Origin of the sequence: Roseovarius sp. (assembly GCF_040223625.1) — a bacterium.
In the GTDB taxonomy this organism is placed as follows: domain Bacteria; phylum Pseudomonadota; class Alphaproteobacteria; order Rhodobacterales; family Rhodobacteraceae; genus Roseovarius.
In genome coordinates, this window is the sequence record NZ_JAVKFX010000068.1 from 26,617 (window position 1) to 38,836 (window position 12,220).

Below are 12,220 nucleotides of genomic sequence, written 5' to 3' on the forward strand. Positions count from 1 at the left end.
AAGTTTCATTCGCGCCGCGTCGCGACGGGCCTGGAAACGGAGCATTTCATGTCTAGCGAAGAACCCATTCTCGCCGCCTCCGAACCCTCGCCGTTCAGCAGCGAGAATGACGGCGGGACCAGCCCGTTCGTCATCGTCTGCGAGCATGCGGGCCGCCGGCTTCCCGCCAGTCTGGGCACGCTCGGCATGGCGGACGAGCATCTCGCGCGACATTTCATGTGGGACATCGGCGCCCTGGAGCTTGCCCGCGCCATCGCCGCGCGGCTCAATGCGCCCTTGGCATTGCAGCGCTATTCCCGGATGATCTGTGACTGCAACCGGCACTGGAAGGCCGAGAGCTTCATTCCCGAGCAGGGTGAAGGCATACCCGTGCCCGCAAATATCGAAATCACGGAGGCCGAGCGCGAACAACGCAGAGCCGAGATATGGCAACCGTTTCAGGACGGGGTCGAAGCCATGCTCGACCAAAGGGCGATGGACGGCCGGCAGACGCTTTTCGTGACGATCCACAGCTTTACACCGATCTTCTTCGGTGTCGAGCGCAAGATGGAATACGGTGTGTTGTTCGATCGCAACGACTCGCTTTCGCCCGCCCTGCTCGAGGTGCTGCGCGCGCGCCATGGCGACAAGGCGCTGGCCAACGAGCCCTACAGCATGAGCCGTGACACCGATTACACCGTGCCGGTGCATGGCGAGGATCGCGGCCTCGACAGTGTGGAGATCGAGGTGCGCAATGACCTTCTCTCCAGCCCTGAGGAAATCGACGCCCGCGCCGACGATCTCGCGAGCGCGCTGCGCGACGCCGCGGCAACGCTCGGCGTGAGGGCTGATATGTCATCTAAAGGAGGCAATCCTTGAAACATGTGGATCCGGTTCGTAACTGGCCGCTGGTGCCGTCGAAAACAGCGGTGCTGATCGTCGATGTGCAACATAGTGAATACACCGACGAGGTGCTCGCCGCCGCCCCCGAGATGGCGGAGGCCATGCGCGACCGGATGTTGCCGGCGGTGTCGCGACTGGTGGAAGGCGCCCGCGGGGAAGGCTGCGAGATCATCTATACCGTAATCGAGGCACTTACCACTGACGGCCGCGACCGGAGCCTCGATCACAAGCTGTCGGACATCCTGGTCCCGCGCGGCTCTCCTCTGGCGCGGACCTTGCCCGAAGCCGGGCAGAAGCCGGACGACATCATATTGCCTAAAACATCCTCCGGCGTCTTCAACTCGACCAACCTCACATATCTGCTCCGCAACATGGGGCTCGACCGGGTGATCGTGGCCGGGCTGCTGACCGATCAATGCGTGGACATGGCCGTGCGCGACGGCGCCGATCTCGGCTTCTACATGATCTGCGCGGCGGATGCCTGCGTGACCAAGACCGAGGACCGGCACGAGCGTGCGCTGGCGGCTTTCGGCGGATATTGCCGAATACAGGACGTGGATGACATCCTGCTGGACCTGCGTTCCGCAGGCTGAACCCGGCCGCCGCTGCGGAATTGAAAAAGGCGTCTGCCCGAAGCAGACGCCTTTCCTCGTTGGTCAGGTGAGCGGTTCAGGGCCGCCAGATGGATTCGACCGTGAACTCTCCATTTTGCACCGAAATGATCGAGATCGGCTTCGGCGGCACCATCGATTCACGCGTATACGAGATCGTCCCGGTCACCGCCTGGAAATCACGCGTCGCTTCCAGCGCATCACGGATTGCGTCGTGCTCCACCGATCCGGCGCGTTCGATCGCGTCGACCACCAGCATCAGGGCATCGTAGCCCAGCGGTGCGAACGAGTTCTCCGGCTCGATACCGTACTCCTCCTTGTAGTCCGCGATGAACTTGTCCACCTCCGGGCGGTCGTCACCTCGGTAGGTGTGCGTCGAGAACCAGACGTCGTTTGCAAGATCGGGACCCGGGGTCGTTGCCACCAGATGGGTGTCAAACCCGTCGGCGGAGACGATTGGCAGCTCTAGCCCGGCCTCGCGGATCTGCTTGACCGAAAGGCCTGCTTCGGTCGGGATGGCCGAAACGAAAACGATATCGGGCGCGGGTTCGGTTGATTTGAGCCGTGCGATCTGCGCCGAGAAATCCGTGTCGCCCATCATGAAGGAATCCTCCGCCAGGATCTCTCCACCGCGCTCGACGAACCGTTCCTTGAAGAACTTGCTGAGCGCCTTGGTGAAATCCATCGACTGGTCGGTCCAGACCACGACTGTCTTGGCATCCATTTGGTCGGTCGCGTAATCGGCGATGGCATAGGATTGGTCGTCGTCCCCGAAAGGCGTCATGAACATGTAGTTGCCAACCCATTGGGGCAGTTCCGGGTGGGTCGCCCCCGAGGTCACGAAGGGAACCCCGGCCTCTTGGAAGAGCGGCGCCGCTGCCATCACGAAGGTCGTATCGGATTGACCGATCCCCGCGACCACCCCTTCGGACAGGACGCGCTGGGCGGCCTTGGCCGTCTCTTGCTGATCGGTCCGGGTGTCCGGCGCGAGCAATTCGATCTGGCGGCCAAGAACGCCGCCGTTTTCGTTCACGATCTTGGCGGCCAGCTGCGCCCCCTTCAGCGATGGCCCGTCCAGTGAGGACATGCCACCGGTCAAATTGTAGAGTGCGCCGATCTTGATCGGCTCGTCCTGGGCCAGTCCCGGCGTCATGCCGATGGCCGTCACGGCCGCCACCGCTGCTAGTGTCTTTAACGCTTTCATTGCATATCACTCCCTGGTTTTTGAAATATCGACGCGACGCGCGGCGCTCCGATGCGCCCATTGACGGCGTCCGCCGTGGTGGCCCGATGGGCGCGCGTGCAGTTCAGACGGCTTCGTCGCCGCGATGTTATGCCTACTTCGGAAGGCTAGTGGATACTCATTCTTCGCGTCAACAATTTTTGACATTTTCAACTTGTCGAGCGCCATATATATCATTACTTTTTTCGCATGGCAGAGTCCGACCTTCAGCCAACCGACGAAAGGGCGGATGATCACCGCCCCGTCTCCCATTCCGGGGACATCGCGTACCGCATCAAGGAGATTTTCGAATCACTGGGCCGGCGCGAGCAGGACGTCGCGCGCGAAATCCTGCGGCAATATCCCATTTCCGCTCTCTGCACCGTCGCCGCATTGGCGGAGCGGTCCAATGTCAGTACCGCAACCGTGCTCCGTCTCGTTCAGCGACTTGATCTCAACGGCTATGCCGCGTTTCAGGAGGCGGTGAAGACGGATGTCTCGCGCTTGCTCGAAACCCCGCTGCAACGGCTGTCTGCGCAATCGCTCGACGCCGAGCCGGATGGCACGGCGCTGGGCCATTTTCTCGAAAGCACTGCACGGCAGCTTCAGAAATGCCATGACACCGTCATGGAGTCCGACTTCCGCAGTGCGATTGCGCTGCTCGCCAATCCGCGGCATCGCATCTATTGCGCCGGGGGGCACCGATCGCGTCATGTGGCGGCACTGCTGACCGAGTATCTGGGATTGCTGCGGCCGCAGGTGCAACTGATCGAAGGCCCATCCGAAGGCTGGGCGCGCTACTTGCTGGAAATGAACGCACAAACCGTGCTGATCGTCACCGATATCCGTCGCTACCAGCCCTCACTGCAGCGGTTCGGCACGCTTGCCGCGGCACGGGGGGCACATGTTATCGCCATTTCGGACGCCTGGGCGGAGAAACGTAGCTTCGGTGCCGAACTGCTGTTTCGCATGCCGTCCTCGTCACCCTCGCCCATAGACAGCCATTGCGGCCAGCTTCTGCTGGCCGAGGCGCTTGTCGGCGGATTGGCCACCGAAATCGGCGCATCCCTCCATGACCGCCTGCAACTGGGCGAAGAGCTCAGCCGCATGCAGGCACACATTTCTGACCCGCAATCCAGTAACTGTTCGGAGACATGACGTGACACGCCGCGAGACCGACCTGATCATGATATGCGCCAGTGATGTGGCAGGCCAGATGCGCGGCAAGGCCGTGCCACGCCGCGCGTGGGCATCCCGCCGGGAAAACGGCATCGGCTGGACGCCGACAAACGTGCTGCAAACATCCTTCGGCCCGATCGCCCCCTCCCCTTGGGGCGCCTTGGGCGATCTTGCGATCCGGCCCGATCCCGACACCCTGATCGACCTTCAGATGGAAGAGGCCGGCATCGACGAGAGCTTTGCCATCGGCGATATCCATACCCTCGACGGCGACCGCTGGGAATGTTGCCTGCGCGGCCAGTTGAAAACCGCCCTGGAACGGCTGGAGGAAAGGCACGGGTTGCGCATCAACGCCGCGTTCGAACACGAGTTTCACTATTCCGGCCTGCCCGAGCAGGGCGGGCTGGGCTATACCTTGCGCAGTTTCCGACGGCTTGGCGTCTTTCCCGACACGTTGATGATGGTTCTGGATGCCGCCGGGATGGATATCGACACCTTCATGCCCGAATACGGCCCCGGGCAGTGCGAGGTAACGGTCGGCCCGAAACCGGCGTTACGGGCGGCGGACGAAGCCGCCATCCTGCGCGATCTGGTGCGCGCCACGGCCCGTGGTCAGGGCGAACGGGCCAGTTTCGCGCCGATCATTGATCCCGAAGGCGTCGGCAACGGTGTGCATGTCCATTTCAGCATTGAAACGCTTGACGGCACGCCTGTCTGCCATGACCCCGATCAACCGTATGGCGTCGCGCAACACTCGGGGGCCTTCGTGGCCGGTGTTCTCGACCGGCTGCCTGAGTTTCTTGCCATCGCCGCGCCGTCGGTTCCGTCCTACCTGCGCCTGACCCCGCATCGCTGGAGCGCGGCCTTCAACAATTTCGGCAACAAGGACCGCGAATCCGCCGTCCGCATCTGCCCGGTCTTCGGCGCGAAGACCCCCGAGGCCATAGCGCGCAAATTCCACTTCGAGTTCCGCGCCGCCGATGCCGCCGCAAGCCCCTATCTTCTGCTGGCCGCTCTGGTCAATGCGGGTCTGGACGGGCTCGACCGTGGCCTGTCCGCGCCCACGCCCACCGAAACTGACCTTGCCGCGCTCGATGTGGCGGACCTGGAAGCGACCGGGTGTCGCCGCCTTGCGGGAAGCCTCGATGAAGCCCTGTCCGCACTCACGTCAAGCGAGTGGGCGGCGCGCGCCTTCGGTGAAACGCTCGTTGACGTGATAGATCGTCATAAGCGTACTGAAATCGGCCTAATGGAAGGCTTGTCGGAAGAGGAAATCTGCGCCCGATACCATGCGGCCTATTGACGGCAAGGGAAATTCGCACACGCCGCGGCCAGGGAGAGTTCTTTGAACGGGGCAAGCGACAGGACTATTTGTCCGTTGGGCATATCGAAAAGATCACCAGCACTTACCAGCGACGTCCGATGAACATCGAGCGCTACGCCAGATGCGTCGGGATGGTCGGGATTGAGGCCAGCGACTTCAACTTGAACATCTCGCGCTGTGTCAGCACGCCCAGTGCTCAGCCCCACCGGCATGACCCTTAATACAACGGAAAAATCCGACCGTAGCCGGATGAGAAAAACGTTTCTCTAGGGCAAATGGCGGAGGGGACGGGACCGGGGGCGAACGTTCTCCACTTGAATTCCGCACGCCAACAGTCAATGCCGAAATCGCAGTTACTGCGCATCTGACCGCCAACATACGTGTTCACATGCTCACACCTGCTTTTGTAGTTTCCACACCTGAGCAGCCGGCCAACTCCGCGCCCAATCGGCAGGAACAGAAAAGGCTATCCCCTCGGAATCGTTGGGAGCATAAAGCTCACGATAATCAAGTATTTGGAAGCCGGTATTTCGAAAGAGAGCGAGCCAGTCTTCCATGGTACGATTGAACTCGATCCCTCCGGGATCAAATTCGACATGTGTCCAGTCCGCCCGGTTAAGGCCCCGGTACGGTCGATGGAAGCGCGCCTCGCAGGGACTTCCGTCCGGAGGCGTCTCGACCCATACCATTGGATGATTGCCGATGAAGACGAGTGTGCCGCCCGGCCGCAACAACCGGGCTGCTTCCGGTATCCAGCGGTCAGGGTCACACCAAATCGCGGCGCCATACTCTGAGATTGCGAAGTCGAAGAGTGAGTCATCGAGCGGAACGTTTTCGGCACTCGCCTCAATAAGCGCGATCTCCACGTCATGTTTTTTGGCCAGATGACGTGCCGTGGCGAGCTGTGCCCCCGAGATGTCGATGGCGGTGACATTCGCACCTCGCCGGCTCATCCATGCCGACACATAAGCGGTGCCACATCCAAGTTCGATGACCTTCATCCCGGTCATGTCCGTGGGAAGCAGGTTGAAAGAGTCGTCGGTTTCGCCCCAGAACCCCCAGTTAGGCGGGGAATTCCACTGCCGTTCGCCCATTTCGACCCAATGGTGGGCGACGCTATTCCAGTAGTCGCGGTTCTTTCTCACGTGGTCTGACGTCAATATTCTTACCTCCGCGCCAAGTCCGAAAAATTCAGCGAGCCCGAACAAGTCCAATTAGTAAACTCAAAAGAATTCAGGTTCGCCTACAGGCAGCCAACAATCCGGCCATACCGATTAAGATTGCTCCTGCACTGTACTCCAAACGTGCTTTGACACGCGGGCGAAGGCGGTCAGATGCCGCCGTGGCGATCACCACGTACCCCAGCAGTACGAGCACTTGAATCAGAATTGATATGAGAGCGAGCGCACAGAACTGGAGGGCAATCGGCGATCCGGGAGATACGAACTGAGGTAGTATGGCCGCAAAGAACGCGATTGCCTTTGGATTGGAAGCCTGTAAAGCGAGTCCTTGCTTGAATGAATGCCAATTGCTGCCCGCTCCATACCGGTGCACTGGTCTTTGGTTTGCCCCCTCTTTCCCGCTTCCCGCACCAAGAATGATGCGGACGCCCAGATAGACCAGGTAGACGACTCCCGCCCATCGAACCAGTTCGAATAGCGTCGCTGACGCATGAAGGAGAGCGATCAGGCCGCTTGCTGACAGCAAGAAGTACGCGGCCGTTGCAAGAACGATTCCTACAGTCGCAACTGCACCACATCGCCTCCCCGAACTGAGTGTGGTTGCCACGACGAGCAAAACCGCGGGGCCGGGGCTCAACCAAAGCACGAGTTCGGTCAACGCAAATGCAAGCAGAAGATCAACAGTCACGTCGCGCCCTCTCAAAGTTCGCAGTGGTTCGTGTCACGGGAGTTGCAAAATTCAGATTCGTTTGATCGGCCGAACCGCGGTTTCGGCCATTTCATCGCGACAGACTAGATCCTGTGAGAACGCCGGTAGACACACCGCGACATACTCGGCGCCAATCGAACCGGGAGTGCTGTACTTCACCCATTCGCCGGCGCGAACATGCAGAGCCTGCCCGGCGCCAACCCGAATTTCCCCGTCCTTGAACTCCGCCGTTAGTTCGCCGGCCAGAACGACGGTGATCTCATCGAGTTCTGGCGTCTGACCCGGCTCGGTCCAGCCTGACGGACTGATCATCCGCGCTGCGCTCGCCGCCTCAAATCCGGTTCTGGCACGTCCGACGAATTCTTCGATCTGTTTAGGCGGCGTACCGGCCGCTTGGACGATCGCAGGTTCTTCGATCAATTTGGCCATTCCATTTTCCTTTCCTCGGATTCACGCACAAGATACGGCCAACTCGAGGTGGCATGATCGCCCTCACCCATGGCCCAATTGTCGAAGTACGCTCAGGTTGTCCCACGCCACCCAGGACTCCGCGATCATGCCGCCCTCGATCCGGTAGATGGCGATGTAATCGGCGGTTGCGCGCTTCCCTGACGCGGGAAATTCGCCAAGCGGCCCGTTCTGAGTGCCAGAGAAGCGATGGCGCACGGCAACCTTGTCGCCCTCGCACAGAAGATCCTCGATGGTCTCGACAGCATCAGGAAAGACACGAAACTCCTGGCGCAGGAAGTCGACCAGCTCAGATCGGTCCGACAGTACAGGCGGACCGGAGTCCGCCGCGTGACGAACAAAACCGGATGCCACGAGCGCTTCGAGCGCCCGCCAGTCCTGCGCGTTCACGGCCTCGACAAACGCTTCGACCACTTCCCGTGGAGATTTCCCAATAGACATACTCAGATTTCCCCCATGAAATGCGTCCGGGCACCGACCCATTCTCGGGACGGCGCCCGTTTCGTCTTTCAATTGGTCGAAAGGGCATCAACCCCATAAACCGCATCACGGATCTCGGCTGGGAACGCGCCGATGACACCGGCCACGGAGGTGTTCGTCATCACCAGCACCGTCAGGTTTTCGGCCGGATCGACAAACCAGTGCGTGCCGAGCACGCCGCCCCAGGCCCAGGTTCCCTCGCTCTGAGGCGACCCGGCGGCCTCCGGATCGAGGAGAACGGCGGCGCCAAGACCGTGCCCCCAGCCCGGTCCTTCGGACAGGGCGCGAAGGTCGCCGATCTGGTGCGACGTCAGCATTTTCGCAGTCTCCTCGGACAGGATCGGCACGCCGCCGTTCCGGATCGCCTCGAGAAAACGCAGATAGTCGCGTGCAGTGCCGCTCATGCCGCCGCCACCAGAGGGCCAGGCCGAAGGGTCAAGCGTGCGACTGGGCCAAACGCTGACACCGACCGGGATCATGTCGCCGTCATCGAGACGTTCCGCCCTTGCGGGGCCATCCCGATAGGCCGTTGCCAGCCGCTCCGCATCCACCGCGACAAAGGCCGTCTCGGACATGCCAAGCGGGCCCGTGACGTAGCGATCGATAGCATCAGGCAGCGTCATGCCCGAGGCCGCTTCGATCACTGCACCCAGCACATCGGTCGAGACCGAATATCTCCACTCGGTCCCCGGTTCGTAAAACAGCGGGGCGCCCGCGATGGCGCGCATGGCGTCTTCCAGCGTTCCTTCCGAGCGTTCAAGCCCTGCGGGCAAGTGACCGTAGATCGAGGGGTCCGCGTCCGGCTCGAAGAACGGATAGCTGAGGCCCGAGGTGTGGGTCATCAACTGGCGGACCGTGATGTCCGGCACGCGCCCGTCGGGCAGCGCCGGGGTGAAATAAGGCAGCCACTCGGCCACCGTGTCGTCCAGCGACAGGCGCCCCTCCTCGACAAGCGCGAGCGCCGTGGCAGACGTCATCGCCTTCGTCATCGAGGCGAGGCGGAAGATGGTGCCGTCGGTCACCGGACGCCCGGTCTCGCGGTCAGCATGTCCGGCGTTGCGGTGATAGATCACCCCGCCGTCGCGCGCGACGATGGCGGTGAGCCCGACGATCCGCTCGGAACTCACCCAGCGATCAATGACGGCATCGAGCCTCTCGGCCATAGCCTCATCGGCCAGCGCAGCCGACTGATAGAGCGTCGCCGCCGTCAGACCCGCCGCCAGCGCGCGCACGGCGCGACCTCGTTTTCGGGTGTTTCGTTCTGACGTTTCCATTCTTTCTCTCCTTTTGTCGGTATTGGTCAGATCAGATTGCGGTGCCGCGGCGGGCGACGAACCAGACGTTCATCGGGTCATGCGGCAGCACATGGCGCTCGACTTCGGCAAAGCCCGCCTGGCGCAGGAACCGCTCGGCGGTCTCCCATCCCCACATCGTGCCGAGCCCCTCGCCGCCCTGGCCGATGGACACGGGCGTGCAGTGAACGGTCGACACGGCATAGAGCAGCGTGGCGAAGGGAAAATCCCGGTTCTTCTCGAGATCGGCCGAGGCGCCGATATCCTGCATCAGGTAGACGCCTCCGGGCCGGAGCGATGCGTGGATGCCGGCCACCAGCCCGAGCGGATCCTTCTGGTCGTGGACGGCGTCGAAGCCCGTCACGAAATCCCAACGGCCCGGTTCGGCATAGCCGGTGAGGTCGCGAGTCTCGAACCGGACATTGGTTAGTTCCTCGGTGCGGGCCCGCTGCGCCGCAAAGTCGATGGCGTCGGCGCACAGGTCGTAGCCCACAAACCGGCTGGCGGGATAGCGCCGCGCCATGGCGAGCAAGGCCGCACCGCGGCCGCACCCTGCATCAAGCACGTCTATCCCGGCCGTCAGCCGTTCGTGCAGTTCGGGCGCGATCGGCAGGACATGGTCGAAAAGGCCAGCCGTGACCGTCTGGCCGCTGTCCTCGGCCATGATCTGGTGGAAGCACGGATAGTCGTCGTAGCGCGTTCCGCCGCCGGTCCTGAAATTGGCGATGGTCCGGTCCTCGACCTTGCCGAACAGCGCAACGTGCTGAGCATAGACCGCGAGATTGCCGAACGGCGCATCCCCAGCCAGACAGGCCGCATGTTCCGGCGGCAGGCGGTAGTCTCGCGTCTCCGGCCGGTAGTCCACGACCCCGGCCATGACCATTACGGCGAGCCACTCGCGCACATAGCGTTCCGACAGCCCCGCCGCCGCGGCGATCTCGGCGCTGCCCGCAGGACCCGTCAGGCTGGCCAGCGTCTCGAACAGGCCCAGCCTGTGGCCGAGCGACATCATCGCCGCCGCCGCGCCGGCATCCAGCATGTCCGCGACACGGCCTGCGAAGGCCTCCGCCGCGGCGGTATCGAATTCGTGCCTTTTCTGAACGTTCATCGCTTTCGTCCCCGATGGAATTGGCTTGGGGGCCTTCCTAGAGCCGATTCCGATTCGGGCGTGAGGGGCAGATTGGCCGAAATAGTGTCGTTTCGGCCAATCTGCATTCCCTCCCGTCTCGACTTTCGATGAGGTTTCGGCCATGATCGGGCCAATGTCCGATCCGACACGCACCCTGACCGTCAACCTGCTCGTCCTGCCGGAATCCTTTCCCGGCGCGCTCTACTGCCTGCACGAACTGCTGGGACAGGCGGGCCAGACGTGGGAGCCGATCACGGGCGAACCCGAGGCCGCCACATGCCGCTTTTCCCCGTGCATGGTGTCGGTGACAGGAACGCCCGCGCCGTCGCCCGCGGGGCCGGTCATCGCCGTCGAGGCCCCGTTGCATGCGCGTCCTGACCCGGACATCGTAATCGTCACCGATCTCGGCCTGCCCGCCGATTTCGATCCGCGGGGCCAATGGGCAGAGGAGGCCGGCTGGCTTCGCCGGATGCATGCCGGTGGCGCCGTCGTCTGCTCGATCTGCTCGGGGTCGCTGTTCCTGGCCGAGGCGGGCCTGCTGGACGGGATCGAGGCGACGACGCACTGGGCGGTCGCGCCGCTCTTCCGCGACTATTATCCGTCGGTGAAGCTGCGCCCCGAACGCATCCTCTGTCCTGCGGGGCCGGAGCATCGCATCGTGACCGCCGGCGGCGCCTCGACTTGGAGCGAGCTTGGTTTTTACCTCGTGGCGCGTTTCGCCGGCGAGACCGAGGCGCGGCGCATGGCCAAGGTCTTCGTGCTCGGCGACAAGTCCGACGGCCAGCTTCCCTTCGCCGCCATGGCACGCCCGCGCCAGCATGAAGATGCCGCGATTGAAAGGGCGCAGATCTGGATCGCGGACAACTACGCAGTTGAAAGTCCGGTAACCCGAATGTCCGAAGTCGCGGGTCTGCCTGAACGCACTTTCTCACGTCGTTTCCGCAAGGCGACAGGCTACAGTCCGGTGGAATACGTGCAGGCATTGCGTCTGGAGGAAGCCAAACAGATGCTGGAGACAACCGCCATCGCCGTCGATTCAGTCGCGGAGGCTGTAGGCTACGCGGACCCGGTCTATTTCCGGCGCATCTTCAAGCGTGACGTGGGGACGACGCCGACGCGCTACCGCCAAATGTTTGCAACCATGGGCGCCGGTTTGTTCTGAAGTCAGACTGACTATGCTCAGCCGATCTTCGCGCCCCAGAAGGACGTGTGGTTGGCTGCAAAGTAGCCGTCCGCGGCGCGGAAATTGCCCTGCAGTTCGATCGTATCGCCGGCGGTGAGCGGGGCCATAGTCTGCAACCATAGCGCCGTCACCTCGGAGACATGCGCGCCGCTGATCTCGCCGAACGAGCCGCGGATTTCGGTGGTGCCGTTCAGCACGAGACGGCCCCGCATGCGCGCGGTCGTGCTGGCGTTGACCTTGTAGAGCAGCGTCGCGCCGAAGAGGTAGGTGCCATCCACAGGCGCCACGAAATGGTTGTTCGCGGCGTCGAAGGCGCCCTGATCGTTGTAGTCGGTGTTGTTGAGGCCGATCTTCGTCCAGGTCCCGACGCCGACATAGTTGTCGTAGTTCGTGTACGCCTTGAAACGGGGCAGCCGGGGTGATCTTGCCCCCATTTCACCGGACACTCAGGCAGTTGCGTTTTGAGCTGCAATGAACTCGCGGGGCGAGCGCCATTTCAACCCTGAGTGCGGATGGTTCTCGTTGTAATCCTCGAACCAGCCATCGATCAATCCGAGCGC

General features: G+C 62.4%; 15 protein-coding genes. 6 read left to right on the forward strand and 9 right to left on the reverse strand.

The window, feature by feature from the left end:
* Positions 1-48 precede the first annotated feature (48 nt).
* The gene (locus tag RLN94_RS19215) at positions 49-858 is read left to right on the forward strand and encodes an N-formylglutamate amidohydrolase (protein ID WP_350126642.1); all 810 of its coding nucleotides are present in this window, start codon (positions 49-51) and stop codon (positions 856-858) included.
* Between the two features lie 5 nt (positions 859-863).
* On the forward strand, positions 864-1,475 hold the full coding sequence (locus RLN94_RS19220; RefSeq protein WP_350127000.1) for a cysteine hydrolase family protein: 612 nt from the start codon (positions 864-866) through the stop codon (positions 1,473-1,475).
* A 76-nt stretch (positions 1,476-1,551) separates the two neighbouring features.
* Here the strand turns inward: RLN94_RS19220 and RLN94_RS19225 are convergent, their stop codons facing one another.
* A complete protein-coding gene (locus RLN94_RS19225; protein ID WP_350126639.1) occupies positions 1,552-2,697 on the reverse strand; it encodes an ABC transporter substrate-binding protein in 1,146 nt (381 codons plus the stop codon).
* A 228-nt stretch (positions 2,698-2,925) separates the two neighbouring features.
* Between RLN94_RS19225 and RLN94_RS19230 the strand changes: the two genes are divergently transcribed.
* From RLN94_RS19230 to RLN94_RS19240, 3 genes are read left to right on the forward strand one after another with little or no spacing between them, the layout of a single operon-like run.
* Positions 2,926-3,873: a MurR/RpiR family transcriptional regulator gene (locus RLN94_RS19230; RefSeq protein ID WP_350126633.1), complete on the forward strand. Its 948-nt coding sequence runs from the start codon at positions 2,926-2,928 to the stop codon at positions 3,871-3,873.
* Position 3,874: 1 nt separating this feature from the next.
* A complete protein-coding gene (locus RLN94_RS19235) occupies positions 3,875-5,197 on the forward strand; it encodes a type I glutamate--ammonia ligase (protein WP_350126630.1) in 1,323 nt (440 codons plus the stop codon).
* Positions 5,194-5,439: an N-6 DNA methylase gene (locus tag RLN94_RS19240; protein ID WP_350126627.1), complete on the forward strand. Its 246-nt coding sequence runs from the start codon at positions 5,194-5,196 to the stop codon at positions 5,437-5,439. Before RLN94_RS19235 ends, RLN94_RS19240 begins: the two co-directional genes overlap by 4 nt.
* A 171-nt stretch (positions 5,440-5,610) precedes the next feature.
* On the opposite strand, the gene RLN94_RS19245 is transcribed toward RLN94_RS19240, so the two are convergent.
* From RLN94_RS19245 to RLN94_RS19270, 6 genes are all read right to left on the reverse strand, one after another.
* Positions 5,611-6,378, reverse strand: a complete 768-nt coding sequence (locus tag RLN94_RS19245; protein WP_350153576.1) for a class I SAM-dependent methyltransferase — start codon at positions 6,376-6,378, stop codon at positions 5,611-5,613.
* A 73-nt stretch (positions 6,379-6,451) separates the two neighbouring features.
* Complete coding sequence (locus RLN94_RS19250) at positions 6,452-7,087, reverse strand: LysE family translocator (RefSeq protein WP_350126621.1); 636 nt, start codon at positions 7,085-7,087, stop codon at positions 6,452-6,454.
* Between the two features lie 51 nt (positions 7,088-7,138).
* Positions 7,139-7,537: a cupin domain-containing protein gene (locus tag RLN94_RS19255; RefSeq protein ID WP_350126618.1), complete on the reverse strand. Its 399-nt coding sequence runs from the start codon at positions 7,535-7,537 to the stop codon at positions 7,139-7,141.
* A 63-nt stretch (positions 7,538-7,600) separates the two neighbouring features.
* Positions 7,601-8,017, reverse strand: coding sequence for an ester cyclase (locus RLN94_RS19260; protein WP_350126615.1), 417 nt, complete (start codon positions 8,015-8,017; stop codon positions 7,601-7,603).
* A gap of 68 nt (positions 8,018-8,085) precedes the next feature.
* Entirely contained in the window at positions 8,086-9,330 is a 1,245-nt protein-coding gene (locus RLN94_RS19265; protein ID WP_350126612.1) for a serine hydrolase domain-containing protein, read from the reverse strand.
* Between the two features lie 31 nt (positions 9,331-9,361).
* Complete coding sequence (locus RLN94_RS19270) at positions 9,362-10,456, reverse strand: class I SAM-dependent methyltransferase (protein ID WP_350126609.1); 1,095 nt, start codon at positions 10,454-10,456, stop codon at positions 9,362-9,364.
* A 154-nt stretch (positions 10,457-10,610) separates the two neighbouring features.
* Between RLN94_RS19270 and RLN94_RS19275 the strand changes: the two genes are divergently transcribed.
* A complete protein-coding gene (locus tag RLN94_RS19275; RefSeq protein ID WP_350126606.1) occupies positions 10,611-11,639 on the forward strand; it encodes a GlxA family transcriptional regulator in 1,029 nt (342 codons plus the stop codon).
* Between the two features lie 17 nt (positions 11,640-11,656).
* Here the strand turns inward: RLN94_RS19275 and RLN94_RS19280 are convergent, their stop codons facing one another.
* Positions 11,657-12,094 carry a hypothetical protein gene (locus RLN94_RS19280; RefSeq protein ID WP_350169455.1) on the reverse strand — a complete coding sequence of 146 codons (438 nt, stop codon included), beginning with the start codon at positions 12,092-12,094 and terminating at the stop codon, positions 11,657-11,659.
* 12 nt (positions 12,095-12,106) lie between these two features.
* The coding region (locus RLN94_RS19285; protein WP_350126997.1) for an integrase core domain-containing protein at positions 12,107-12,220 on the reverse strand (114 nt) is incomplete at its 5' end.

What these genes read in the sequence shown, in the direction of transcription:
- RLN94_RS19215 (WP_350126642.1), top strand. Translation starts at nt 49, where the DNA reads ATGTCTAGCGAAGAACCCATTCTCGCCGCCTCCGAACCCTCGCCGTTC.
- RLN94_RS19225 (WP_350126639.1), bottom strand. Translation starts at nt 2,697, where the DNA reads ATGAAAGCGTTAAAGACACTAGCAGCGGTGGCGGCCGTGACGGCCATC.
- RLN94_RS19230 (WP_350126633.1), top strand. Translation starts at nt 2,926, where the DNA reads ATGGCAGAGTCCGACCTTCAGCCAACCGACGAAAGGGCGGATGATCAC.
- RLN94_RS19255 (WP_350126618.1), bottom strand. Translation starts at nt 7,537, where the DNA reads ATGGCCAAATTGATCGAAGAACCTGCGATCGTCCAAGCGGCCGGTACG.
- RLN94_RS19260 (WP_350126615.1), bottom strand. Translation starts at nt 8,017, where the DNA reads ATGTCTATTGGGAAATCTCCACGGGAAGTGGTCGAAGCGTTTGTCGAG.
- RLN94_RS19265 (WP_350126612.1), bottom strand. Translation starts at nt 9,330, where the DNA reads ATGGAAACGTCAGAACGAAACACCCGAAAACGAGGTCGCGCCGTGCGC.
- RLN94_RS19270 (WP_350126609.1), bottom strand. Translation starts at nt 10,456, where the DNA reads ATGAACGTTCAGAAAAGGCACGAATTCGATACCGCCGCGGCGGAGGCC.
- RLN94_RS19275 (WP_350126606.1), top strand. Translation starts at nt 10,611, where the DNA reads ATGTCCGATCCGACACGCACCCTGACCGTCAACCTGCTCGTCCTGCCG.
- RLN94_RS19280 (WP_350169455.1), bottom strand. Translation starts at nt 12,094, where the DNA reads ATGGGGGCAAGATCACCCCGGCTGCCCCGTTTCAAGGCGTACACGAAC.